Annotated in this window: 21 protein-coding genes; 14 read left to right on the top strand and 7 right to left on the bottom strand. The window is 59.2% G+C overall.

All coding sequences use genetic code 11. The features are described from left to right. Window positions 1-18: 18 nt before the first annotated feature. From cysS to DESU86_RS01595, 5 genes are all read right to left on the bottom strand, one after another. A complete protein-coding gene (cysS, locus tag DESU86_RS01615) occupies window positions 19-1,470 on the bottom strand; it encodes a cysteine--tRNA ligase (protein WP_179979449.1) in 1,452 nt (483 codons plus the stop codon). Window positions 1,471-1,480: 10 nt separating this feature from the next. After that, on the bottom strand, window positions 1,481-1,915 hold the full coding sequence (gene rpiB, locus DESU86_RS01610) for a ribose 5-phosphate isomerase B (protein WP_179979448.1): 435 nt from the start codon (window positions 1,913-1,915) through the stop codon (window positions 1,481-1,483). 403 nt (window positions 1,916-2,318) lie between these two features. Continuing rightward, a complete protein-coding gene (locus tag DESU86_RS01605; RefSeq protein ID WP_179979447.1) occupies window positions 2,319-3,113 on the bottom strand; it encodes a hypothetical protein in 795 nt (264 codons plus the stop codon). After that, on the bottom strand, window positions 3,110-4,861 hold the full coding sequence (locus DESU86_RS01600; protein WP_179979446.1) for a tetratricopeptide repeat protein: 1,752 nt from the start codon (window positions 4,859-4,861) through the stop codon (window positions 3,110-3,112). The genes DESU86_RS01605 and DESU86_RS01600 overlap by 4 nt, the downstream gene beginning before the upstream one ends. Window positions 4,862-4,882: 21 nt before the next feature. Then, complete coding sequence (locus tag DESU86_RS01595) at window positions 4,883-5,938, bottom strand: RNA polymerase factor sigma-32 (RefSeq protein ID WP_179981674.1); 1,056 nt, start codon at window positions 5,936-5,938, stop codon at window positions 4,883-4,885. Between the two features lie 633 nt (window positions 5,939-6,571). On the opposite strand from DESU86_RS01595, the gene DESU86_RS01590 reads away from it, so the two are divergent. The 9 genes from DESU86_RS01590 (at window position 6,572) to aat (ending at window position 17,140) form a co-directional block, all read left to right on the top strand. Then, complete coding sequence (locus tag DESU86_RS01590) at window positions 6,572-8,980, top strand: homocysteine S-methyltransferase family protein (RefSeq protein WP_179979445.1); 2,409 nt, start codon at window positions 6,572-6,574, stop codon at window positions 8,978-8,980. Window positions 8,981-9,086: 106 nt separating this feature from the next. After that, a complete protein-coding gene (locus DESU86_RS01585) occupies window positions 9,087-9,578 on the top strand; it encodes a TlpA family protein disulfide reductase (RefSeq protein WP_179979444.1) in 492 nt (163 codons plus the stop codon). Window positions 9,579-9,803: 225 nt separating this feature from the next. Then, window positions 9,804-10,355: a hypoxanthine phosphoribosyltransferase gene (hpt, locus tag DESU86_RS01580; RefSeq protein ID WP_179981673.1), complete on the top strand. Its 552-nt coding sequence runs from the start codon at window positions 9,804-9,806 to the stop codon at window positions 10,353-10,355. Between the two features lie 46 nt (window positions 10,356-10,401). Further along, window positions 10,402-11,115, top strand: coding sequence for a DUF3426 domain-containing protein (locus tag DESU86_RS01575; RefSeq protein WP_179979443.1), 714 nt, complete (start codon window positions 10,402-10,404; stop codon window positions 11,113-11,115). A 226-nt stretch (window positions 11,116-11,341) separates the two neighbouring features. Further along, complete coding sequence (gene radA / locus DESU86_RS01570; protein WP_179979442.1) at window positions 11,342-12,718, top strand: DNA repair protein RadA; 1,377 nt, start codon at window positions 11,342-11,344, stop codon at window positions 12,716-12,718. Between the two features lie 2 nt (window positions 12,719-12,720). Further along, complete coding sequence (locus DESU86_RS01565; RefSeq protein WP_179979441.1) at window positions 12,721-13,356, top strand: class IV adenylate cyclase; 636 nt, start codon at window positions 12,721-12,723, stop codon at window positions 13,354-13,356. A gap of 34 nt (window positions 13,357-13,390) precedes the next feature. Beyond that, complete coding sequence (gene clpS / locus DESU86_RS01560) at window positions 13,391-13,711, top strand: ATP-dependent Clp protease adapter ClpS (RefSeq protein ID WP_179979440.1); 321 nt, start codon at window positions 13,391-13,393, stop codon at window positions 13,709-13,711. A 7-nt stretch (window positions 13,712-13,718) separates the two neighbouring features. Continuing rightward, window positions 13,719-16,319, top strand: a complete 2,601-nt coding sequence (gene clpA / locus DESU86_RS01555) for an ATP-dependent Clp protease ATP-binding subunit ClpA (RefSeq protein ID WP_179979439.1) — start codon at window positions 13,719-13,721, stop codon at window positions 16,317-16,319. A 17-nt stretch (window positions 16,320-16,336) separates the two neighbouring features. Beyond that, window positions 16,337-17,140, top strand: coding sequence for a leucyl/phenylalanyl-tRNA--protein transferase (aat, locus tag DESU86_RS01550; RefSeq protein WP_232088218.1), 804 nt, complete (start codon window positions 16,337-16,339; stop codon window positions 17,138-17,140). On the opposite strand, the gene DESU86_RS01545 is transcribed toward aat, so the two are convergent. Beyond that, a complete protein-coding gene (locus DESU86_RS01545; RefSeq protein WP_179979438.1) occupies window positions 17,101-17,595 on the bottom strand; it encodes a hypothetical protein in 495 nt (164 codons plus the stop codon). The genes aat and DESU86_RS01545 overlap by 40 nt on opposite strands. Before the next feature lie 57 nt (window positions 17,596-17,652). Here DESU86_RS01545 and uvrB point away from each other — a divergent pair, with 57 nt between their 5' ends. The 3 genes from uvrB to dapB all read left to right on the top strand — a co-directional run bounded on the left by uvrB (window position 17,653) and on the right by dapB (window position 23,015). Beyond that, window positions 17,653-19,689, top strand: coding sequence for an excinuclease ABC subunit UvrB (gene uvrB, locus DESU86_RS01540; RefSeq protein ID WP_179981671.1), 2,037 nt, complete (start codon window positions 17,653-17,655; stop codon window positions 19,687-19,689). 369 nt (window positions 19,690-20,058) lie between these two features. Then, window positions 20,059-22,212, top strand: a complete 2,154-nt coding sequence (gene ligA, locus DESU86_RS01535) for an NAD-dependent DNA ligase LigA (RefSeq protein WP_179979437.1) — start codon at window positions 20,059-20,061, stop codon at window positions 22,210-22,212. Window positions 22,213-22,235: 23 nt separating this feature from the next. Further along, window positions 22,236-23,015 carry a 4-hydroxy-tetrahydrodipicolinate reductase gene (gene dapB / locus DESU86_RS01530; protein ID WP_179979436.1) on the top strand — a complete coding sequence of 260 codons (780 nt, stop codon included), beginning with the start codon at window positions 22,236-22,238 and terminating at the stop codon, window positions 23,013-23,015. A 275-nt stretch (window positions 23,016-23,290) separates the two neighbouring features. On the opposite strand, the gene DESU86_RS01525 is transcribed toward dapB, so the two are convergent. Beyond that, window positions 23,291-24,229 (bottom strand): DMT family transporter, encoded by a 939-nt coding sequence (locus DESU86_RS01525; RefSeq protein ID WP_179979435.1) that lies wholly within the window; start codon window positions 24,227-24,229, stop codon window positions 23,291-23,293. Window positions 24,230-24,504: 275 nt separating this feature from the next. Here DESU86_RS01525 and DESU86_RS01520 point away from each other — a divergent pair, with 275 nt between their 5' ends. Both DESU86_RS01520 and panD read left to right on the top strand, forming a co-directional pair. Continuing rightward, window positions 24,505-24,927, top strand: a complete 423-nt coding sequence (locus tag DESU86_RS01520) for a hypothetical protein (protein ID WP_179979434.1) — start codon at window positions 24,505-24,507, stop codon at window positions 24,925-24,927. Between the two features lie 175 nt (window positions 24,928-25,102). Then, window positions 25,103-25,519: an aspartate 1-decarboxylase gene (panD, locus tag DESU86_RS01515; protein WP_179979433.1), complete on the top strand. Its 417-nt coding sequence runs from the start codon at window positions 25,103-25,105 to the stop codon at window positions 25,517-25,519. The last annotated feature ends 184 nt before the right edge of the window (window positions 25,520-25,703 follow it).

The raw sequence follows: 25,703 nt of genomic DNA, 5'->3' as shown, positions 1-25,703 counted from the left end.
TGAGTGCCCGCGCTGGGTCTACTCGAGATCCCAGTCCTGCCCTTCAGGGGTGTCGCGCACGCTTACGCCGAGATCGAGCAAAGCCTGGCGCAGGGCGTCGGAGGTGGCAAAATCCTTGTTGGCGCGGGCAGCCTGCCGTTCTTGCAGCAGGGCTTCCACACGGGGCATGTCAATGTTCTTGCGGCTGGCGCGTATGCCCCGCAAGGCGGTCAAAAACGCGTCGGGTTGCTGGCCAAAAAGGCCCAGTCGCGCGTTCCACTGTTCCGCACGGACCAGAAACTCCCGCAGGATGTCCCGCACGGCTTCGCTGGCGCGCATGTTCTTGTCTTCAAGCAGGCGGTTCACGATACGCACCTGGGTGAAGATGTGCCCCAGAGCCTGCGCGGTATTAAGGTCATCGTCCATGGCCTCGTCCAGCGCCTTGGGCTGCGCGGCCCATTCGTCGGCTGTCTCCTGGGGCAGGGGGATTTTTTTCCACTTTTCGCGCTGGAGGGCTTTTTCCGCTTCGCGCAGGGCGGTGTACACCCGGTGCTGGGCTTTTTCGGCCTCGTCCATGCTGTCGGCCGTGAAATCGATGGGGCTGCGGTAGTGCTTGCCCAGCAAGAAGAAGCGCAGGGTTTCCGGCAAATAGCTTTCAAGGATGTCGCGGATGGTCTTGAAGTTGCCAAGGGACTTGGACATCTTTTCCGCGTTGACCTGCACAAAGCCGTTATGCACCCAGTAGCGGGCCAGATGGCAATGGCAGACGGCCTCGGTCTGGGCGATTTCGTTTTCGTGGTGCGGGAACACGAGGTCCTGCCCGCCGCCGTGAATATCCAGGGGCAGATAGGATTCGCTCATGGCCGAGCACTCGATGTGCCAGCCGGGTCTGCCCTGGCCCCAGGGACTTTCCCACGAGGGTTCGCCGGGCTTGGCGGCCTTCCACAGGGCAAAGTCCAGCGGGTCTTCCTTTTCTTCGCCAGGAGCCACGCGCGCGCCGGAAAGCAGTTCGTCCAGGCTGCGGCCTGAGAGCTTGCCGTAAGGCGCATACGAGCGCACCCTGAAGTACACGTCGCCCGAAGGGGTGGCATAGGCCTTGCCGCCAGCGATCAGCTTTGCGCAGAGATCCTGAATTTCCTTGATATAATCCGTGGCGCGCGGCTCTACATCCGCACGCAGTACGCCCAGCCTGTCCATGTCTTCGTGAAAGGCGTCAATATAGGTCTGGGCCACTTCGCGCCAGTCGCGGTTTTCCTTGTTGGCGCGGTTGATGATCTTGTCGTCCACGTCCGTAAAATTGCGCACAAAGGTCACGTCCAGCCCCAGATGGCGCAACTGGCGCACAAGCACGTCGAACACCAGCGCCGAGCGGGCGTGCCCTATGTGGCAGTAGTCATATGCAGTGATGCCGCAGACATACATGTTCACCTTGCCGGGGTGTACCGGCACAAATGTTTCCTTCTGGCGGCCAAGGGTATTGTAGAGCTGCATGATCTTCCTTTTATGCTGGGAGGTTGAGCATATCCAGACGGCGCTGGTGGCGGCCGCCCTCAAAGGTGTTTTCCATAAAAGCGTCTACAATGGCTTTCGCCAGCTCCACGCCGGTTATGCGCGCGCCAAGGCAGAGAACATTGGCGTTATTGTGCTGGCGCGCCATGCGCGCGTGCAGTTCTGTGGTGCAGAGGGCGGCGCGGATATCGGGATGACGGTTGGCGGCAATGGAAACGCCGAGCCCCGTGCCGCAGATGAGAATGCCCGGATCGCCCGAAGCTTCCACGGCGGCGCAAAGCTTGTGCGCCAGCACGGGATAGTCGCAACTGTCGGAAGAGTCGGTGCCGTGATTGACGACAGTGAAACCCTTTTTACCCAAATGCTCGGCCAGGGTGGTTTTAAGGTCAACGCCGGTATGGTCCGAAGCAATATGGATGGACTGCATAACAACTCCTTCAAGGGTGAGGGCAGGCTGACCGGTTGCGCCGATCAGCCTGCCAGAACTTCTTAGAGCATTTTCGCATTGAGAATATTTATTCCCAATGCTTCCAAGACGCCCGCTCCGGCGTGTAACCGCGCAGATAACCTGCGCAGATAAACTGCGCTTACGCCTCTGCGGCGGGCGTCTGCTCCCGCATACGCCAGAGCAATTTCAAGGGCAGCCCTTAGGCGACGAAGAAGCCTTATTGATGGCGACAGCATCGCTAGAAAAACTGCTCTGGCATCGGGAGTGCGCATTTTTTGCAAGCTGTGGAACCTGCGGGCCTGTCCGCACTGGCTTGGCTCCGCTCGCTGCCCGGAACCCGGAAAAGCGTTCGGACGGCCGAAACCAGTGGACGCGGCACGGCCTAGCGCTGCTGGTATTTGGACAGCGGCAGCAGGGGAACGCCCTCTGGTATGGATAAGGTCATCTGCCCGTCTGTAAAGGGCGCGGCGGGCTTTTCCCTTTCCTTGACAAGCACGATGGCGCGCTTGCCGTTGCCATGCGCCAGATTCAGGCGCTGGGGCAGGGGAGAAGCCGCATCGTCAAAGGCCACTTCCATCTTCCAGCCCTTGCCGTTGTCGCTTTTTTCAGCCCAGGCCACGGGCAGGCCAGCGGCATCGAGGGTCAGCTCGCCGCCGAGTTTGCCGGACAGGGTGTACTGGGCAAGGTCGCCTGACACAAATCTGGCGGAGGCGAAATCTTTGCCGAAAACCTGACTGTAGCGGCCGTTGAGCAGATCAGCCAGATGTTCCAGATTGAAGGGCACGGGCACGCCCACCTGGAGCAGGGGTTTGGAAGCGCCCTGATAGAAATACGCCTTGTTGTCCGTGGGGCTGTAGACAAGGAAATGCTGGCCGTCTTCAAGAATTCTGGCCACGGTGGCTCCGACTCCGGCCATGACGTCCATGCGCAGCCTGCGCTGGCTGTTGCCCCAGAAAAGGGCGGTAACACGGCGGGTATCGCCCTCAGTACCAAAGCGCAGGCTCATTTGCAGGCGGTAGGGGGCCATGGCGGCGTCCTGCCCTCTTGCCGCGAATTTCTGCCAGCGTTCCGCAAGCCTGGCCTGGGCTTCAGGCGTCATTTCCAGGGAGGGCTGCTTGGCGCAGGCGGTCAGCAGCACAAGGCTGCAAAGGCAGCAAAGCGCAAGAAATTTTTTCATAACTGTGAAAGCCTCTGCCGCAATGCATCCGCATTGGCGGGTTTGAGATCCAGCGCCTTCTGATAGGCGGTGCGGGCCTCGTCTTTGAGCCCCATTTTAAGGGCTATGTCGCCATAGTGCTCCCAGATGGAAGCGTCAACATGCTCGTCGAGTTTGACGGCACGGCGTATGGCCTTGAGGGCCTCTTCATTTCTGCCCAGCTTGTAAAGGGCCCAGGCCAGGGAATCCACAATGTAGGACTGGTCGGGTGAAAGCGCGTCAGCCTTGGTGAGCAGGCTCAGGGCCTTTTCAAGATCGCGGTTTTCTTCGGCCAGCGTATAGCCCACGTAGTTGAGGGCCTGATAATTTTCCGGATGCAGGGTGATTATGTGTTCCATAACCTTGAAGGCTTCCTTCTTGTCGCCGGACTCGTCCAGCAGGGAGCCCAGAAGAAAGGCCATTTCCGCATTGTCGGGCCACTTTTTGGAGGCCTTGCGCGCCACCTCAAGGGCCTGGGGCAGCTGCTTCTGACGCGCCAGCAGGCGGATTTCCAGTTCCCAGAACTGGGGCGCGTCCTCAAACTGTTTTTGGGCCTGCCGGGTCACGGTCAGGGCTTCCTGCTCCTTGCCCGCTTCGCCAAGCAGCTGTATGCGCAGCAGCGCCGCTCTGGGCGCGGCCTTGCTGTTGGGCGGGATTTTGTCCAGCCATGAAAGGGCCATGGGCAGGTCGCGGCGCTGTTCATAGTTCAGATCAGCCAGCAAAAGGTATACGTCAACAGGGGCGTCGTCCCTGGCGGCAATCTGCTTGAGCAGCGTTTCTCCCTGAAGGTAGTGGCGCGAGTCGATGAACAGGCCCGCCACGGTAAGCTTGAAGGGTATGGTGTCCGGCCCCTGGCGCATGTACTTGAGGGCTTTTTCGGGCTGGTTCATGCGCAGCGAAAGGCCGATGAGGCGCAGCAGCACGTCCTGAGGCGAAAAATTGAGCTTGAGCAGCTTTTCGTACAGGGCGCGCGCGGGCTTGAATTCCGAGCGCTGTTCGTGGATGAAGGCCAGTTCGGCCATGGCTTCCACAAAGTCCGGCATTTCTTTGATGGCCTTCTGGAGGAAGGGTATGGCGTCAGCCTGACGGTTCATGCCGATGAGGGCGCGGGCGTGGTAGTAGTCCACCAGCGGCGTGCGCTCTTTGGCGCTCACACTGTTGAGCAGGGTTTCGGCTTCGGGATATTCCTTGCTTTTCACCAGCAGCAGGGCCAGTTCCAGGCGCGCGTCCAGAGAACCCGGATGCTTTTTCAGATAGGCCCGCATGAGTTCCACGCCGCGCTCCGGCGTGCCCTGTTCCATGAGCGCTTCGGCGTGGAGCAGGTTGAGGGACATGTCGTCGGGCGCAACGGAAAGCCCCTGCTCCAGATAGGGGATGGCCCCTTCGGACTTGCGGCTTACCAGCCAGACGCCGCCCTCAAGCCAGATGTTGGGCGGCAGTTTTGCGGCGGCCATGAGGGGCGCGGCCTGCAAAAGGGCGGCTTCGTCCTCGGCGTTGAGCGCCTGGGAATAGAGCAGAAAAGCGTAGGTACTTTTTGCTTCAGGCGAAAGACGATCCTCTGGCTGCCGCACTTCGACATTGCGCAGTGCGGTTGGGCAGGCGTCGCCCACGGCGGCGTTTTTTTCGGCGGCAGCCTTGGTGCCGGCACAGCCCCCACAGCCAAGAAGGGAAAAGGAGGTGACGGCGGCCAGAGTCAGGGCGCAAAAGAGCGCTAGGTGCTTACGTTTCATTGCGGACTGTATCCGTGATGCTTAGGATTGAATCCAGTGATCGGAGAAGTCTTCTATATCATTCTTCATGTGCTGGCCGATTTTTTCCACCAGTCGCGCCTCAAGCTGGCGCACTCTCTCTCTTGTTATATTATACCGTTCGCCTATCTCGCGCAAGGTAATCGGCTCGTCTGTCAGCAACCTGTTGTGCAGGATGTACAGTTCTTTTTCGTTGAGTTTGGGTATGATGGTTTTGAGTTTTGACCGCACGAGTCCCGCGATTTCGTCAGAGGCCAGGCTGTCTTCAATGCCGGGGCCGAGAGCGGGCAGAAAGTCCATGCGTGTGGCCCCGCCAGACTCCTCACCCACTTGTGCGTTCAGCGACATGTCGGATGAAGCCAGCCGCTGATCCATCTCGTTGATCTGGTCTTCGGTCACGCCGAGGCGCTCCGACAGCATGGCCGCGTCAGGGTCAAAACCCTGCATGATGAGCTTCTGGCGTTCGCGGTTCAGATTGTAGAACAGCTTGCGCTGCACCTGGGTGGTGCCGATTTTGACCATGCGCCAGTTGTCCATGATGAACTTGAGAATGTAGGCCTTGATCCAGAACGAGGCATAGTAGGAAAACTTGATGCCCTTGTCCGGATCAAACTTGTTGACCGCGCGCATGAGCCCCACGTTGCCTTCCTGCACAAGGTCCAGCACGTTCTGCATCCAGCGGCGCTGAAAATCCATGGCGATGCGCACCACCAGCCGCAGATGCGACGACACAAGACGAAAGGCCGCGTCCGCGTCGTTATGGTCGCGTACGCGTAAGGCCAGTTCGTGCTCTTCTTCGGGTTTGAGCATGGGAAACTTGCTCATTTCCCGCAGGTACAGGTGCAGGCTGTCGCGTGTGCCTACCGCAGGCAGACGGGTGGACGCGGGCGCAGGCACGCCGCCCTCCGGACCTTCTTCAAGGGGCAGGGCGGGCTCGTCCATGTCCACGTCCAGAGCGGTATCAAGGATATCATCCTGATCGTCGTGGGACTCAAGCTCAAGCTCGTCGTCATCGTCGTGTTCGGCGGCTGGCTCCAGTTCGTCCACATCAAGCACCAGGCCGTCATGGAGGCTTTCGTCATCAGGCGCAACGGGGGAGAGCTTTTTTTTCCTGTTGCCTTGAGGGGGAGCGGCGTCCGGGCTGGAAGCCGTTTTTTTCGAAGCCCTGGCGGAGGGCCGGGCGCTGGAACTGCCCCGGGTTGGGCCTTTGGGGGCCTTGGGTTTTTGGGGCACATCAAGAATTTCCACAACCCCAACCGGGGGCGTATTTTTTTCGCCCTTCACCGTTTTTGGGGCGGCCTTGGCCGTGTTGGAGGCTATCTTGCTATTTTTTTTCATTTTATCCATACTCAGTCATTGGCGCTCTAAAAAAGGCGCTGCAATGTCTGTATGCTATAGTTTTGGTTTGTTCTTTTCAATATTATTCAGTACTGAAAGGCCAACCATATCCCCTCTGCCGTGTGCGACCATGTTAAGAAATCTGTCCGGCACGCCGTCTCAGATCCTTCTGGATGTTGTGCGGGTTCCGGAGGGTACGGCAAGGCGCTAGCCTGTCCGGAACGGTCTGGGCCTTGGGGACGTTTTTGCAGCATACAGGCATTATGTCCGGAAAGCAAAGACGGGCTTTGCAGGCAGACGGGGGCTGACGCCCCCTCAAGTTTTTTACATATGACGGCCAAGGTGGCGGCATTCATGACATTCAGACAAGCGCTCGGCGCGAGACGTCCTCTTTTTCTGGACGGGGCCATGGGCACCATGCTCCAGGCTTCGGGCCTTCCCGCAGGTACAAGCCCCGAAGAATTCTGTATGGAAAACCCCGATATTCTGCGGGGGATCCATGCTTCCTATCTCAAGGCCGGAGTTGATATTCTGACCTCCTGCACCTTTGGCGGAAATTCTTATAAGCTTCCGAAAGAAATGGATGTTTTTGCATTCAACAAACGCATGGCCACCGTTGCGCGGGCTGCCGCCGCAGACGTTCCCCGTCCGGGGGACCGCCCCGTTTTTGTTGCGGGCAATGTGGGTCCCACCGGGCACTTCATCAAGCCCCTTGGCCCCGTGGAACCCCGTGAGCTTATTGAGGCCTTTGCCCAGCAGATCCGTGGCCTTGTGGCGGGCGGGGTGGATCTTATCTTTATTGAAACCCAGTTCGATCTGGCCGAGGCCAGGGCGGCGGTGGTGGCCGCCCGGCAGGAATGCGACCTGCCGGTCATGGTTTCAATGACGTTTGAGCAGGGCGTCAGCCTTACAGGCTCCACGCCCACCATTTTCGCCGAGACCATGCAGAACATGGGTGTGGATGTGGTGGGAACCAACTGCAGCCTCGGGCCGGAACAGATGAAACCCGTGGTGGCGGAACTTCTGGGCGTCTGCGCCTGCCCCGTCATGGCCGAACCCAATGCTGGGCTGCCTGAACTGCACGGCACGAAAACTGTATTTCCCCTGGGGCCGGAAGGCTTTGCCCAAAAAACCGCCCCCTTTGCCCACATGGGCGCACAGGTGCTCGGCGGCTGCTGCGGCACCACGCCCGACCACCTGGCGGCGCTGTCGCAGGCATTGCAGGGCCTTGGCGAAATTAGCGCGCCCAGGATCGAGCGCAGGGGCATCTGCCTCACAAGCCGCTCGCAACTGGTGCGCATCGGCACGGGGCAGCCTCTGGCCATCATTGGCGAGCGCATCAATCCCACAGGCAAAAAGCAGCTTACGCTGGAATTGCAGGAAGGCCGCTTTGACACGGCCATGCAGTTTGCCGACGCCCAGCTTGAGGCCGGGGCAACCGTTCTTGATGTCAACGTGGGCGCGCCCCTGGTGGATGAAACGACCCTGCTGCCGGAACTGGTGCAAAGGCTCGTGGGACGTCTTACCGTGCCGCTTTCTGTGGACTCGTCCAATGCGCAGGCCATAGCCAATGCCCTTCCGTACTGTCCCGGTTCCTTTCTGGTGAATTCCATCAGCGGCGAAGCCGGACGTATGGAACTGCTGGGGCCGCTGTGCCGCGACTATGGCGCGCCCTTTATCCTGCTGCCCCTTGAAGGGGCGACCCTGCCCGAAAAGGCCGCTGAGCGCATTCGCACGGTGGAAAGCCTGATCCGGCGTGCCGAACAACTGGGCATACCGCGCCGCCTTTTGATGGTGGACATTCTTGCCCTGGCGGTTTCATCCAGCCCGGATGGCGCGCGGCAGTGCCTTGAGATGACGCGCTGGTGCTCCAGCGAGGGGCTGCCCACCACCCTGGGCCTTTCCAACCTTTCTTTCGGCCTGCCCGCGCGCGACCTGCTCAATGCCACGTTTCTGGCTTACGCGGCCGGGGCCGGGCTTTCCTCCTGCATCGCCAACCCTTCGGCGCAGCGCCTGCGTGAGGCGGCTGACGCGCTCAAGGTTCTGGGTGAGCATGACCCGCACGCGGCTTCCTTTATTTCAGGATATGCCGGTTGGAAACCGGGAGAGGGCAGCGTGCTGCAACGCCAGGGCGGCGGGGGGGCGGCCAAAAGCCTGGGGGAGGCCGTACTTAACGGCGACAGGGAAAATGTGCTGCCCCTGCTTGAAGCCGAACTCAAGAGCGGTGCGGAACCGTTCACCCTTGTGCAGGAAGTGCTTATTCCGGCCATCACCGAAGTTGGGGCGCGCTATGAGAGGCGCGAGTATTTTTTGCCCCAGCTTATCCGCGCAGCGGAAACCATGCAGACGGCCTTTGCCCACCTGAAACCCCTGCTCGAAGCCGGGCGCGGGCCGGAAGAAAGGCCTGTGGTTGTCATGGCCACGGTGGAGGGCGACATTCATGATATTGGCAAAAATATTGTGTCCCTGCTGCTTGGCAACCACGGTTTTGACGTCGTTGACGCGGGCAAGGACGTGCCTGCGGAGACCATCGTTGCTTGCGCCCTGGAGCATAAAGCGAGTATTATCGGCTTGTCGGCCTTGATGACCACCACCATGGTACGTATGGAAGACACCATACAGATCGTGAAAGAAAAAGGGCTGCCGATCAAGGTTATGGTAGGAGGCGCGGCCGTCACCCAGGCTTTTGCCGATTCCATCGGAGCGGACGCATATTGCGCCGACGCGGTGGGGGCTGTGCGGGCTGCCAAAAATTTTATGTAGACTGACTTGATGCGCGGGCGTAGTCATGCCGGGCGTCCGCAGGCAGTCATGGGCGGCATGTAACTGTTGACGGAATATATGGGTCCAAAACTCATCAAGGTATCATATGAAAAAAATCATCCTTCCCCTTTTGCTTTGCCTGCTGTTGCCCTGCGCAGCTTTTGCGGCCTCGTCCGCTTCGCCTTCCTCGCCTTCCGCGTCTGTGCCTTCCCTCAATCTTGCCGGGTTGATGGATCTTCTGGCCAAGAACAAGGGCAAGGTCGTTATGCTCAACTTTTTTGCCACATGGTGCCCCCCCTGCCAGGTGGAAGTGCCCGATCTTGTGGCCGTGAACAAAAAATACGCGGACAAGGGCGTGCTCATCATCAGTCTTTCAGTGGACGAAGACTCCAAGGTCGTTGTTCCCTTCATGAAAAAAATGAATATGGATTATCCTGTATACATGGCTGGACGTGACATCACCAAGGCCTTCCAGGTCAGCAGCATCCCGCACAATGTTTTTTACGCCAAGAGCGGGCAGAGGGTCATATCTGAACCAGGCATAGCCGATACCGAGATGTTGGAAATGGTGTTCAATAAGCTGCTTGAGCAAAAATAGGAAGATACGGGAACGGTTTTCATGTTCATGATTATGGAGGGTTGCGCCGTCAGCGTTGCCCATTTTGAGGCCAGGGCGTAATGGCACTCTTACAAGGAATGGCAGAAGCGGCTTGCGGCTGCTGTTACGGCCGCGCGAAACGGCGCGGATATTTTGCACTGGAGCCGGCAAACGCCACGGCCCCTGAAAACGGGGTCGCCCGCGCGGCCCGTGCCGGAGGATCAGATGTCGAAGGGTGGGCATGAGATCAAAGTCAAAGAATTGAAAACCGTTTACAGCGCGGAGTTGATTGCCCAAAGGGTAAAAGAACTGGCAGCTGAGATTGACGCTCATTATGGCCAGGAACCCTTGGTGGCCGTATGTGTTCTCAAGGGCGGCTTTGTCTTCTTCAGCGATCTGGTACGCGCTTTGCACAATAAGAATCTGGAGCTGGATTTTGTGCGCCTGTCCAGCTACGGCAAGTCGTCGTCCTCCACCAAGCATGTCATTTTCAACAAGGATGTAGAGATTGACATTTGCGACAAGCATGTGCTGATAGTGGAAGACATAGTGGACAGCGGGTACAGCATGCGTTTTCTGCTTGGGCAGTTTGCCGCCCGCAAGGCCCGCAGCCTGCGTTTGGCTGCCCTGGTCGACAAGAATGAAAGGCGTGAAATTGACGTACACGTTGACTTTGCCGGCTTCAAGCTGACAGAAGGTTTCATTGTTGGTTATGGTCTCGATTATGCAGAACACTATCGTAATCTGCCTGGTATTTTTGAGATCATACCTGAATAAAATCCTGCTGTTATGACTGCCGGATACGGTTTTTGGGAGTAACGGCATGGAAGTAAGATGTCCCAATTGCTCAAGCCGCTTTAACCTGCCGGAGCAATTTGCCAAAGCGGGCACAAAGCTGCGCTGCACGGTTTGCAAAACTGTTTTTGCTTTTGACCCGGCGGAACAGCTTGCGACTCAGGGCCCGTTGCCGGACATGCCGGTCAAGGGGCGGGGGCGGCTTGGAAAAATCCTGGGAGCGCTGCTGCTGGTTCTGGTATGCGCTGGCGGCGGCTATGGATATTTCAAGTATTTTGCGGCCACCCCGGCGAGCCCGCCCACAGAGCAGGAATTGGCCAAAAAGGTGGAATTGCTCACCATGCGCAATGTGCGCCAGTACTATGTGGATAATGAAAAAGTCGGCAAGGTCTTTGTCATTGAAGGCAAGGTCGTTAACGAATTTCCTGATCCCAAGGAACTGGTGTCTGTTGAGGCGGCCATTTACGATAAAGATAAAAAAACGCTGGCCACCAAGAAGCAACTGGGCGGCGTGCAGCTTTCGCTTTTTCAGTTGCAGGTGTTGAGCGAAAAGGAAATGGAATCCTTCCTCAACAACAAGGTGGAGATTCTGACCAACAATACCAATGTGCCGCATGGCGGCGAGGTTCCCTTTATGGTGCTGTTTTATGCGCCGCCCGAGGGCATCGCCGAGTTTGGCGTGCGGATTGTTGACGTCAAGGATGTGCCTGCGCAGGATAAGGACGCGGCGAAAGCCCAGTAGGCGTCTGACAAACCCGGTAGCCTCAGGGCTGCGGCTGGCTTGCAGGCCGTATTCTTTTTGCGCGGCCCGGATGTAGCATCCGGGCCGCGCTTTTTTATGGCTTTAGCCTTTTTGAGCGAGCCAGCGCGCGAAACAGGGAGCTACCAGTTATGTGGGGGGATAAGGTGTTATGTGGCGGCATGCCCGCCAGCTTGCGCCACCTGGACTTTTTCCGTAGTCTTGAATCATGGCGAAACTACGTGAAATATATGTATGCTCTTCCTGCGGGGCACAGACCATGCAATGGCGGGGGCAGTGCCCCGGCTGCCATGAGTGGAATACGCTGCAGGCGTCCGTGCAGGCGCGCTCCGCTGGCAAGGCGCGCGCGTCTGTATCTGTAAGTGGCGAGACTCCTGCCGGGCGTCCCGTATCCCTGCGCGATGTGGAGGATTCCGGTTACGAACCCTACGGCAGCGGCCTGCAGGCGCTGGACAGGGTGCTGGGCAACGGGCTTGTGCCCGGAGCGGCCATTCTTGTGGGCGGCGAGCCCGGCATAGGAAAATCCACGCTTTTATTGCAGGTGGCAGGGCTTGTGGCCGCAGAGATGGCCGCCAGAGACCGTCCAGTGCTCTATGCCAGCGGCGAAGAGTCTTTGCCGCAGATCAAGGGCCGGGCGGAGCGCCTTGGCATGCTTGACGCAAATCTGCTGGCGCTCGCCACGTCCCGCGTGGAAGACGTGGTGGAGGCCGCCAACGCGCAGAATCCGGCCCTGCTTGTGGTGGACTCTGTGCAGACCCTCACCAGCCTTGAGGCCGAGGGCCTGCCGGGCAACGTCAGTCAGGTGCGGGCTGTGGCCACGTCCCTGCTGGAACTCTGCCGCCGCCTCGGTTGCACCCTCATTCTGGTGGGTCATGTGACCAAGGACGGCGTGCTCGCCGGACCGCGCCTGCTGGAGCATATGGTGGACACGGTCATTTCGCTTGAAGGCGACCGCCGTCAGATGTTCCGCCTGTTGCGCGTGTTCAAGAACCGCTTTGGCCCCAACGAGGAACTGCTGGTTTTCCGCATGGGGCAGCAGGGCATGCAGATCGTTGACGACCCCTCCACCTTCTTTCTGGGTCAGCGCGACGCCACGCTGTCCGGCACTGCCGTAGTCATGGCCGTGGATGGTCAGCGCCCGCTTGCCGTCGAGGTGCAGGCCCTTGTGTCCCGAACCTTTTTGAGCATTCCGCGCCGGGCGGCCCTCGGTTTTGACGTGGGGCGGCTGCACCTGCTGCTGGCTGTTCTGGAAAAACGTCTTAAACTCAATTTCGGGCAGGTGGATATTTACGCCAAGGTGGGCGGCGGCATGAAACTCAACGAGCCGGGGCTGGACCTTGCGCTGGTGGCGGCCGTGCTTTCGTCGTATTATGACGTGCCTCTGCCGGAAAAATGCGTGTTGTGGGGCGAGGTGGACCTCAACGGTCAGATACGGCCCGTGGCCGCGCAGGAATTGCGCCTCACCCAGGCCCGTCGGCTGGGCTTTGACCCCATTGTGCACCCTGGCGACGACAAGGGCGGCATTGCCACCATCGCGGCCCTGCAACAGCGTCTTTTTCACCGACGCCAGAGGCCGGAGGAATAGTCATGGCCCTGGAAGTGGAACGTAAATTTCTGGATGTTGATCTGGACGAGCTGCGCAACCGGCTGCGAGAGCAGGGCGCGCGCTGCCTTGGCGCGCACTTTGAGGGCAATACGGTTTTTGACACGCCGGAGGGCGATCTTTTTTCCAGCGGGCGGCTGCTGCGCCTGCGCAGCCAGGAGTGGCCCGACAAGTCCCGCTGCGTGCTGACCCTCAAGCTGCCCGCTGCGGCCCCCACCGGGGCGGAGCACTGCAAGGTGCGCGATGAGCGCGAGGTGGGGGTGGCTGATGCCGCTGCCATGCGTCGCATCCTCGAAGGCCTTGGCTACAGCCCCACAGCGAGGTATGAGAAGGTCCGCGAGCCCTGGCACCTGAACGGCGTGGAAGTGGAACTGGATATTCTGTCCTTCATGCAGGGGGCGGAACTGGAAGGCCCGGCAGAGGCCATCAATGCCGTTCAAAAAAGCCTGGGCCTTGACAAGGTGACGATCAGTACCAAGAATTATCATCAGCTGCATCAGGATTGGCTGCACCGCAACAACCTGCCCCCCAGACGATCCTTTGTGTTTGACGAAACGCAGAGGCGGGCATGGCGGCGGCAGCTGGGGCTGCCGGATGAAGACTGCCCCATTATCCCCTGAACAGCGCTGAATACTTGTGCCGTGGAGCAATTGCATGCCCGTTTCTAACGAGAACCAGAATGGCGGCGAAAGCCAGGTCATTGTGGAAAAAAAATTGAAGGAGCCCGACCGCTATCGGGTGCTCCTGCACAACGATGATTACACCAGTATGGACTTTGTGGTGGCTGTATTATGCAGCATCTTTCACAAATCCACGGAAGAGGCCACTGTCATCATGCTGCAAATACACCAGCAAGGCGTGGGACAGTGCGGTGTATACACCCATGAAGTAGCTGAGACCAAGGTGAAAAGGGTTCATCAGGCGGCCCAGGCTGCGGGATTCCCCCTCAAATGCACCATGGAAAAAATTTATTGAGATGCCTATGTTGAGCAAGAGTGTTCAAAGCGTCATTCGTGACGCCCTTATGGAAGCGCACCGGCGTCGCCACGACCTGCTGACTGTGGAGCATGTTCTTTTTGCTCTCACCAACAGCATGCGCGGGCGTATTCTGCTTGAGGGCAGCGGGGCCAGTGTGGCCGTGCTGCGCGAGCAGCTTGAAGAATTTTTTAACCGCGAAATGGAAGTCGTGCCTCTGGCTGGCAATCATGAAGTGGCCCAGACAGAAGGCGTACAGCGCGTGCTTGAACGCGCCTTGAGCCATATCCGTTCCGCCGGGCGCGACACCGTGGAACTGGGCGATCTGCTCATTTCCATCATGGATGAAGAAGAAAGCTATGCCCATTACTATCTGCGCAAGCAGGGCGTGGAGCGTCTGGATGTGTTGACCTTCGTGTCGCACGGCATGGACGAAGGCGGCGGCTCCACGGGCGCTGGCCAGGGCGGCGACGCTGACGACAAGGAAGGCAAGGCCGATCCTTTGGCCCAGTATGCCGTTGATCTTACCGCCCGCGCCCGCGAGGGCAAGATAGACCCCCTGGTGGGGCGCGTGACCGAGCTTGACCGCGCGGTGGAAGTGTTGTGCCGTCGCCGCAAAAACAATCCGCTTTTTGTGGGCGATCCCGGCGTGGGCAAGACAGCTCTGGCCGAAGGGCTGGCTTTGCGCATTGTTGAGGGCAACGTGCCGGAAATGTTCGCCAAGGCCCAGTTGTTTGCCCTGGATATGGGGCTTTTGCTGGCGGGCACCCGCTACAGGGGCGACTTTGAAAGCCGCCTCAAGGCTGTGGTGCAGCGTTTGATGGAAATTCCGGACGCCATTTTGTTTATTGACGAAATTCATACAATCGTTGGGGCGGGCTCCACATCCGGCGGCTCCATGGACGCCTCCAACCTGCTCAAGCCCATGCTGGCCAACGGCGATCTGCGCTGTATCGGCTCCACGACCTATGAAGAGTTTCGCAACCACTTTGAAAAAGACCGTGCTCTGGCCCGGCGGTTCCAGCGCATAGACCTTACGGAACCGAACATTGAGGAATGCCTCGCCATCCTTCAGGGGCTTGAAAAGCGCTATGCCGACTTCCACAAGGTCAAGTACAGCCCGACGGCCCTCAAGGCCATGGTCGATCTGACGGCCAGGCATGTGCGCGACCGCCTGCTGCCTGACAAGGCCATTGACGTGCTGGACGAATCCGGCGCAGCCGTCCACCTTGGGCGTGGCGTGCAGACCGGCGCGCGCAAGCAGCCTGCGGGCGGCAAATCCGCTGCGGGCGGCAAGACTGCGCGCCCCACTGTGGGCGTGGCCGATGTGGAGCGCATTGTGGCGCGCATGGCGGGCATTCCCGTGCGTACCGTGTCCGGCACGGAACGCAACCGTCTTGCGTCGCTTGAAACAGACCTCAAGGAACTTGTGTTTGGCCAGGATCCGGCCATCGAGCTTACGGTGCGGGCCATCCTGCGCGCCCGTGCGGGGCTTGGTCAGGAGCAGCGCCCGGCAGGGGCCTTTCTGTTCTATGGCCCCACCGGCGTGGGCAAGACAGAAGTGGCCCGCAGCCTTGCCAAGCTCATGGGCGTGGAGTTTCTGCGCTATGACATGAGCGAGTATATGGAAAAGCACTCGGTGTCGCGTCTTATCGGCGCGCCTCCGGGATATGTGGGCTTCGATCAGGGCGGCCTGCTCACCGAGGCCGTGCGTAAGGCCCCGTATTCCGTAGTGCTGCTGGACGAAGTGGAAAAGGCCCATCCCGACATCTTCAACGTGCTGCTTCAGGTGATGGACTACGCCACCCTGACCGACAATACGGGCAGGAAAACGGACTTCTCGCACGTGGTCCTGATCATGACCTCCAATGCCGGGGCCTTCGACATGTCGCGCCCGGCCATGGGGTTTGGCGGAGCGTCGCGGCAGGATGCGGCCCACAAGGGCCTCAAGGCTGTGGAAAATACCTTCAGCCCCGAATTCCGCAACAGGCTCGACGCTCTCGTGCCTTTTGGCAGCCTGACCGAGGACATGATGCTGCGCATTGTGGACAAGTTTGTCGGGGAAATCACCCACAGCCTTGAACAGCGGAACGTGCAGCTTGATCTGAGCCTGAGCGCCCGGCAATGGCTGGCTCGCAAGGGCTTTGACCCCGCCATGGGCGCAAGGCCGTTGCGGCGTCTGCTGCGTACGGAGCTGGAAGACAAGCTGGCCCACGAATTGCTGTTCGGCTCGCTCTCCAAGGGGGGCAGCGCGCGGCTTGATGTTGTGGATGACGCGCTTGTGCTCGAAGCGATGGGTGCGGCAGTAAAGACGCACGCCAGGGGGGCCACGGCCGGAAAGACGAAGAACGCCAAATCCGCCGCTGCCGACACGACTGAAAAGTCCGGCAGCGCCAAGGGCAAGGCTGGCACGTCCGGTAAATCGGACAAGTCTGGCAAGCCCGGTAAATCCGGCACGCCAGAAAAATCCGGCGGCAAGTCCCGCGCCAGGAGTAAAGCGGGCTCTTCCGCCACGGCGGAAAACCAGGGCAAAGCGGAAACCCAGGGCAGGGCTGGCGCTGCAAAAAGTGAAAAAGCAGCCAAGAAGCCGCCCAAGAGCAAGGTTTGATAACGGGGCGGCAGGCTGTGGAGACAATCTTCGCGGCGCTGGCCGCCCAGTTTCCTCCGCTTGAAGCGGCCCGTGAAGACGGTCTGCTTTGCTTCGGGGGCGACCTGCGGCCGGAGCGCTTGCTGGCGGCCTACAGCCGGGGGATTTTTCCCTGGTACGAGGCCGGGCAGCCCATCCTCTGGTGGTCGCCGAATCCGCGATGCGTGCTGCCGCTGGAGGATTTTCGCCTTCCTGCACGCAGTGCCCGCGCCTTACGGCAAAAGCCCTTTGAACTCACCCTTGACGCGGCCTTCGGCAGAGTCATACGGGCCTGCGCCCAGGCGCGTACGCCCCATGGCGGCACATGGCTCACGCCTGCGATGATTGAGGCCTATGATCGCCTGCACGCCATGGGGTTTGCCCACAGCGTGGAAGCCTGGCGTGATGGAGAACTGGCCGGTGGCCTGTACGGCGTGGGCTTTGGCAGGGTGTTTTTTGGCGAGTCCATGTTTCATGTTATTTCCGAGGCGTCGCGCGCGGCCCTGGCCGGTCTTGTGGGCCTGCTGCGCCTGCGCGGCGTGACCTTGCTGGATTGCCAACAGGAAACCCCGCACATCATGAAGATGGGCGGGGTTCTTCTGCCTCGAGAGATCTTTATGCAAAGGCTGCGGGAGGCGCTGGCGCCCCCTGCGGATGCGGAACCCGGCGTCGGACTGCCTGCGACGGATCATGTCATCTGCGGGGATACACTCCACAAGGTTCCTGATGAGCAGGTCTGGCAGCCCTGGCGTGAACGCTATGACTATTCGCTGTCCAGCGGGGCGTGGGCTTCCAGGTCGTAATACCCGTGAGCCACAAAGGGCAGGGGGTAGTCGCGCACGGCTTCAAAACGGATGAAGCCTGTGCTCTTGCCTTCGGTAATGCCCGCCAGGGGCGCTACGCCCAGGGGAACAGGCATGTCCATCGGACAGACGGTGATTTTTTCGATATGATCGGCGTAGCGCTGCTCAAGGTAGTCCGCCAGGGCGCGGCTTTCTTCGGCAGTGAAGGCTTCAAGAATGCAGCGCAGGGCGGCTTCTTCCGTAGCGCCCTGAAGCACTTCGGCCGGAATGGACGGGTCGGGGGGAGCCACCAGGCCAAGGCCGCGCAAGGCTTCCAGTTCTTCATCACTGCCATTGGGCCGAAAAACCTGCACGTCCACATGGCGACGGCCCTTGAAGGTCTTGAGCGTTGCGGCCACAATGTAAATTCTGTCCAGCGGCAGGTCGAACTGCGTGGGCACGATGATCTTTTCCATAGCACTTCCCGTGGTTAGCGTATTATTTCACACCCTCTTACCCCAAAACAGAATATGATGGAAGACAAGTCCTCAACCCCTTTCAGCCTGGAAACAGCGTATGCTCCCACAGGCGACCAGCCCACGGCCATTGACGAACTGGTGAGCAATATTCAGGCAGGGGTTCCCGCCCAGGTGCTTCTGGGCGTCACGGGCTCCGGCAAGACCTTTACCATGGCCAATGTCATTGCCCGCTGCAACCGTCCGGCCCTGGTGCTTGCGCCCAACAAGACCCTGGCCGCACAGCTGTACGGCGAATTCCGCGCGCTTTTTCCGCGCAATGCCGTGGAGTATTTTGTCAGCTATTACGACTATTACCAGCCAGAGGCCTATGTGCCCGCCTCTGACACCTATATTGAAAAAGACTCTTCCATCAACGACAACATCGACAAGCTGCGCCACGCCGCCACCCACGCCCTGCTCACGCGGCGCGACGTCATAATCGTGGCCTCAGTCTCGTGCATCTACGGCCTTGGCTCGCCGGAATACTACGCCAAGATGGTCATTCCCGTTGAGGTGGGCCAGCATTTTCCCATGGACAAACTCATCACGCGCCTTGTGGAAGTGCATTACGAGCGCAATGACTACGACTTTCACCGCGGCACGTTCCGCGTGCGCGGCGACGCCCTTGAAATCATCCCGGCCTACCATCACGAACGCGCCCTGCGGCTGGAATTTTTTGGCGACGATATCGACGCCATGCGCGAAATTGACCCGCTCACAGGCGAAGTGCTGGCGGATGTGTCCAAAACGGTGCTGTACCCGGCCAGCCACTTCGTGTCCGCGCAGGACAACCTCAAGCGCGCCGCCAGCGACATCCGCGACGAACTGGCGGAGCGGCTTATTCTGTTCAAAGAGCAGGGCAAGCTTGTGGAGGCCCAGCGCCTTGAACAGCGCACGCAGCTTGACCTTGAAATGATTGAAGAGCTTGGCTATTGCAACGGCATCGAAAACTACACCCGCCACCTGGATGGCCGCGTGGCGGGCGAACCGCCCTCATGCCTGCTCAACTACTTTCCCAAGGATTTCCTCCTTTTTGTGGACGAGTCGCACATTACGGTTCCTCAGGTGGGGGCCATGTACAAGGGCGACCGCTCGCGCAAGACCACCCTTGTGGACTACGGATTTCGCCTGCCGTCGGCCCTGGACAACAGACCTTTGCAGTTCAGCGAATTCACGGCCCTACTCAATCAGGTGGTCTATGTGTCGGCCACGCCGGGCAAGTACGAACGTGATCAGGCGCAAGGCATTGTGGCCGAGCAGATCATCAGGCCCACGGGGCTTGTGGACCCCGTGGTGGAGGTGCGTCCCACCAAGGGGCAGATGGAAAACCTGCTGGGCGAGTGCCGTGGCTGCATCAGCCGGGGCGAGAGGGTGCTTGTGACCACCCTGACCAAGCGCATGGCCGAAGACCTGACGGAATACTGTTGCAACATGGGGGTGCGCGCGCGCTATCTCCACTCCGACATCGACACCCTTGAGCGCATGCAGATTATCCGCGCGCTGCGCATGGGCGAGTTTGACGTGCTGGTGGGCATCAACCTCTTGCGCGAGGGTCTGGACATCCCCGAAGTGTCACTTGTCTGCATTCTGGACGCGGACAAGGAAGGCTTTTTGCGATCCACCGGTTCGCTTATCCAGACATTTGGCCGCGCCGCGCGTAACGCGCAGGGCCGGGTCATTCTCTACGCCGACAAGATGACGGATTCGATGAAGGCCGCCATGGACGAAACCGCGCGCCGCCGCGCCAGACAGACGGCGCATAACGAAGAACACGGCATCACGCCCACCAGCACGCGGAAAAGCCTTGAATCTCCGCTGGATAGTTTGTATGTGGAAGATGGCGCTTCACGCGGACGCGGCAAGGGCCGTGGCAAAGGCAAAGGGCAGGAGCCGGACGCCCTCCCGCTTACCGCCGAGGATACGGCACTGCTGGTGGCCAAGCTTGAAAAAGAAATGCGCCAGGCCGCCCGTGATCTCGAGTTCGAGCAGGCCGCCCAGCTGCGCGACCGCATCCGGGTGTTGCGGGCGCGCTTGATTGCTTTGCCCGATTAAGGCATATAAGAAAATACTGATTAAAGAGCCTCTTGGAAACGCGCAGTTGTTTCGTTTGGCAAGGCGCGATCTTTTTTTGAAACAGGAGTGGACTCTTCCGTCCTCGACTGTTTCAAAAAAAGTGAAGCAACGCCACCAAACGGAATAAATCAGCGTTTCCTTTGAAATGTGCTTTGTGGGGGAGGGACCCTTTTGAAAAAGGGTCTCCTCCCCCACGCCCCCACCCCCTAAAACTTTTACTGGTTTTGGTTTTTGGCGGGGGTTCCAGCATCGTATTTAGCATTTTATGGAACCGCGCGGGCGCTGACGGCGCGGACAAAAAGGCTTGCGCGCAGCGTCAGGCTTGCCAGCAGCCGCACAGGGTTTTTCATGTCGCAGCATACCAACGATCAAGGCGGACAGTCCCAGTACAGCCTCTTTTCCACCGGCCCCACAGCCGAAGAGCGCCGCCGCGTCCAATGGCTCACGGCGGAGCTTGAGCGGCACAACTATCTCTATCATACTCTGGACAAACCCGAAATCAGCGACGATCAGTTCGACGCCCTGTTCCACGAACTGCAGGCCCTGGAAGACCGCTGGCCGGAACTGCGCTCGCCCCATTCGCCCACATTGCGCGTGGGCGGCAAGCTCATCGACGGGCTTGCCAAAAAGGCGCACAGTCGCCAGATGTACGGTCTGGACAACGTGTTCTCCCTGGAGCAGTGGCAGGATTTTGCCGAGCGCATGCGCCGCGCCTGGGATGCGGATAGTAACGGCCCCTTGCCCGAAAGCTTCTGGTGCGACCCCAAGCTTGACGGGCTGGCTCTGGAAATCATCTACGTTGACGGCATCATGCAGGAGGCCCTCACCCGTGGCGACGGCGAAATAGGCGAAGTGGTCACCGAGGCCGTGCGCACCATCCGCACCGTGCCCCTGCGCCTTGCGGGGCCTGGGCCTTTTCCCTCCCGGCTGGAGGTGCGCGGCGAAGTTGTCATGTACAAAAAGGATTTTGCCGCCCTCAACGAAAAGCAGGAGGCTCTGGGGCTGAAAACCTTTGCCAACCCACGCAATGCCGCCGCCGGAACCCTGCGCCAGCTTGACATCTCCATCACCGCTTCACGGCCCCTGCGTTTTCTGGCGTACAGCCTTGGCGAGGCTCAATGGCAGCCAGCCCCGGCCTGTACGCTGCACTCTGAAGCCATGGCGCGGCTCAGGGAATACGGCTTTCTCACCCCGCCCGACGGCAAATTGTGTGAGAGCGTCCAGGCTGTGGAAGACTACGCCCAATGGGTCAGGGAACACAGGCCGCAGTTCAGGATGGAGATTGACGGCGCAGTGGCAAAGCTGGACAATCTTGAGGCCCAGCAGGCCCTTGGCTTCACGGCACGCGCGCCGCGCTTTGCCGTTGCCTTCAAGTTTCCCGCCGAGCAGGCGCAGACCCTTTTGAAGGATATTGAAATCCAGGTAGGCCGCACAGGCGTGCTGACCCCTGTGGCTGTACTGGAGCCCATAGCTGTGGGCGGCGTTATGGTCTCCCGGGCGACCCTGCACAATGAGGACGAGATACGCAGCCGCGATGTGCGTGTGGGCGATACGGTCATGGTGCGCCGCGCGGGTGACGTGATCCCCGAAGTGGTGGGGCCTGTGCTTGATAAACGTCCGCAAGACGCGAAGGAATATGTTTTTCCGCACAGTTGCCCTGCCTGCGGGCAGCCCGCCTACCGTGAGGAAGGTGAAGCCGCCTGGCGTTGCGAAAACATGGCCTGTCCCGCCATCCGGCTGCGGGCCATCAGTCATTTTGTTTCCAAAGCGGGGCTTGATATTTCCGGCGTTGGGCAAAAGTGGATAGAACAGCTGGTCAACAGTGGCCGCGTGGAGTCCCCGGCGGATCTTTTCACCCTGACGGTTGAAGAACTGCTGGGTTTTGAGCGCATGGGCGAGGTGTTGGCGCAAAAATTTGTGGGCGCCCTTGACGAGGCCAAGCATACCGCCACCTTGCCGCGCCTTATCAGCGCCCTGGGCATCCGCCATGTTGGGGAACAGACCGCCCGCACGCTGGCTGCGCATTTTCGCAGTCTGGACGAACTGGAAAAGGCCGATGCCGAAACCTTGCAGGGTCTGCCTGATGTGGGGCCGGAGGTGGCGTCCTCCATCCGCAATTTCTTTGACAGTTCCGCCAACAAGGAGCAGCTTGCCCGCTTCAAGGCCCTCGGCATGTGGCCGCAGAGCGCCCGCAGCGGAACAAATAACGGGCACGAGGCAGAGGGCGGCGCGGGCGAAGGGGGCGCGTCCGCATCCGGCCCGCTGGCTGGAAAAACCATACTTTTTACCGGGAGCCTGAGCATGCCGCGCGGTCAGGCCGAAAAGCTCGCTGAGGCTGCCGGGGCCACGCCCCTTGGCGGGGTGAGCAAAAAGCTCAACTATCTTGTGGCGGGCGAAAAAGCTGGCAGCAAGCTTGAAAAAGCGCAAACATTGGGCGTAACCGTACTCGATGAAACAGAGTTTATGGGCATGTTGCGTGAAGCTGGTGTGGTTTTTGAATAATTTGAATGCAAAGTGAGTGAAGCATGAGCACATCCATCATCGTGGTAGGGGCTAACGGACGCATGGGCAGAACCATCAGCCAACTCGTAGACGCAGAACCGGCGTTCAACCTTGCCGGTATGGTGGACAGCAAAGAGCATGTGGGAAAGCTCGCTGGATCGCCGTGCCCCGTGGGGGACAGCCTTGCGGCCGTGCTGCCTCAGGCTCCGGGGGCGGTAACCATCGACTTTACTGCGCCAGCCGTGAGCCTGCAGTCGGCGCGCACCGTGGCTGAAAGCGGCCGCGCCCTCGTTATCGGCACCACGGGCTTCACGGATGCAGAAAAGGACGAACTGCGGGAACTGGCAAAGCGCGCGCCCATTTTCTGGTCGTCCAACATGAGCATCGGCATTAACGTGCTCTACAAGATTCTGCCGGAACTGACCCGCGCCCTGGGTGATACGTACGACATCGAAATGGTGGAACTGCACCACAACCACAAAAAGGACAGCCCCAGCGGCACGGCTCTGACCCTGGGCGAATGCCTGGCCGAAGCGCGCGGCTGGAAGCTTAACGATGTGCGCTGCTCATCCCGCGACGGCATCATCGGCGAAAGGCCCAAGGCGCAGATAGGCATTCAGGCCATACGCGGCGGCGACGTGGTGGGCGTGCATACAGTGTATTTTATGGGGCCTGGCGAACGCATTGAAGTCACCCATCAGGCTCATTCGCGTGAAAACTTCGCGCAGGGCGCGCTGCGGGCCGCCGCATGGCTGGCCGGACAGAAGCCGGGAAAACTGTACGGCATGCAGGACACGTTTTAGGGAAACGCTGATTTATTCCGTTTGGCGGACTTGCTTCATTTTTTTTGAAACAGTCGGGGACGGAAGAGTCCACTCCTGCTTCAAAATAAGATCGCGCCTTGCCAAGCGTAATAACTGCGCGTTTCCAGGAGGCTCTTTAATCCGCGCTTCCTTAGAATTGATCTGATCTGTCTGGCGGCCATTGGCGGTTTTTACAATACGGTTTTGCCATAATGAAAGCCCGGCGGGGATTCCTGCCGGGCTTTTGCGTGTTGCATGCTGCTGAACTCTGGCTGTCAGCGCCTGTTCAGCATTAGAACCGAACCAAGAATAAGCACGCCGCCCACGATGATGCGCGGGCCGGGCACGTCGCCAAGTACAATCCATGCGGCCACAATGGCGTACACAGGTTCCAGGGTGATGATGAGCGCCGCCTGCCGCGCCTTGAGCACCGTGAGGCTGCCGATAAAAAGAACATAGGCCAATGCGGAACACAAAAGGCCCAGGCAGGCGATCCACAACCAGTCCAAAGCCCGTACCTCGGCAAACTGCCACCATGTGAAAGGCAAAAGAAAAACAAAAGTGACCACATTTTGCCACCATGTGGTTTGCAGACTGGGCAAATGCGCGGCAAAGCGGCGGTTGGCAATGGTCACAAGCGCGTAGGCAAGGCCGGACATCACCCCCAGCAAGAGGCCAGCCGTGCCGTCATGCGCCAGGGAAAAGGAGGGCGCTGTACACACAAGCCCCAGAGAAACAAGGGCCAGACATTGCAGTTCTCTTCTGCTCGGGCGCTCCCTGAACGCCATGGACTCAAAAAGCATGGTAAAAGCGGGAAAGCAGGCGAAGCCCAAGGTGCCCACCGCGACCCCGCCGACCTGAATGCCCATAAAAAACGTCACATAGTGGGCGGCAAGCAGCACTCCGGTTATCATGAGACCCAGCAGTTCGCCCGTATTGAGACCGTGCCAGGGTATCTGGCCTTTTTTCATGCCCAGCAGGGCAAGGGCCGCCACGGCAAAGCCAGCTCTGCCGCACACGAGCACGGATGCCGAACATTGGCACAACCTGCCAAACAAGCCCGATACGCCAAAAAGCAGCGTGGCCGCATGGGCGCGGATCAGCGCGCGGTGCACCGCGTTGCCGGGCTCTGCTGTTGGTTGTGAAACTGATGGTAGTGCCTCGGGCGTGGCAGCCTTCTGCGATGTACGCTCTTGAACGGGGGGAGGTGCCATTATTTGTCCTTGCGGATGGATGTACTCAGGTTGCCTTTACGCCAGTGCGGGCAGATGCGCAAGTTGACTGCCAGTAAAGGGAATCGCTTGCTCAGGAATACGAACCGGGGGATATTACTGAACTGCTTGAAAATATTTTTAAAAAATAAGTCTAGATTTTATCTTGAAACTTTGCTGTAACTAGTGTAGCGCAGTAGAGAAGATGGCGTAACACGATGTCCGGCAGCCTATAGCCGGGCGCACTGCAACAGCACAGCTATTTTCCCGGGGGCATCATGCCGCAGGTCGCAGCACGAATTAATGATGAACAAGAACGTTGGCTCAAAGACTATTTTCGCACAAAAAGCGCTGGAGCGGAATTTATTCTGCCCTGGGCTGTAGATACGTTTTTTCGGGCTATCACAAGCATAAAGCACATGTTCAGCGGGCCAGAACTCAAGACCATTGTTGAAGCCCACAAGGACATGAAGCTCATGCCCGATCACACGCGGCTTTCCTATCTTATGCTGCGTGTTTCTGACGCCTGCGACGTGGGCGGCGTGCATCTGCGCCATGGGGCCAGCAAGTCGAGCCTTGAGTCCAAGATAAAAAGTCTGGACGACACGCAGGCGACGGCCCTTATGGTATGGGCTTCGGCCTTCTGGGTCAGCCGCAACTGCTCGGCGGAAAATCTGGATGAGTACATTAAGGCGTATTGATCTTTTGGTGTGAAATTCGTAATTTTCAGGCCGCTTGTGCGGCCTTTTTTATTTGGATAATGCTGACCGCCGTCATGGCGACTGTAAACAGTCCTGTCTGTTTGCCGCCTGACACCTTTTGTTGGGGTACAGGCAAAAGATCATCAGTCGCCGTCGTTGAACGGGGGAAAGAAACATGCTGAAGATTCTACGTGCCAAACTGCACGGCATTCGGGTTACCCAATGCGCGCTCGACTATCACGGCTCCATTACCCTTGATCCCGAGGTGTGCAGGCTGGCGGGCATCATGCCGCTGGAATTTGTGTACATATGGAACAAGAACAGCGGGCAGCGCATATCAACCTATGTTATTTACGGCGAGGCCGGGTCGCGCTGCTGCATTCTCAACGGCGCGGCCGCCCGTACCTGCCAGATAGGGGATGAGGTCATCATCGGCGCATTCGAGTATGTGGCCGGCCCGCAGGACATCTGCCAGCGCGAACCCATTGTGCTGACCTTTGATGCCCAGAACAATATTGAAGAGCGGCTGCGCTATGTGGTTGCGCAGGATGGCGAAGACATGGCCTTCAGCATTGTGTCTGACCCCCTGTAATGGTTTACGACAATTTTATTTTGCAATGCTTTGTGGGGGAGGGACCCTTTTGTAAAAGGGTCTCCTCCCCCACGCCCCCTCCCCCTGAAACTTTTATTCTGTTGTACTGTATGACAAGAAATTTACTGATTTGAATAGGTGGAGGCAGAGACGGTTTTTTGCAGGCATCACGCCGTCTCAAGGA

The organism is Desulfovibrio sp. 86 (assembly GCF_902702915.1).
Classification (GTDB): Bacteria; Desulfobacterota; Desulfovibrionia; order Desulfovibrionales; family Desulfovibrionaceae; genus Desulfovibrio.
Note: the sequence above shows the minus strand (reverse complement) of the source record. Positions and strands in the feature narration are given on the sequence as shown.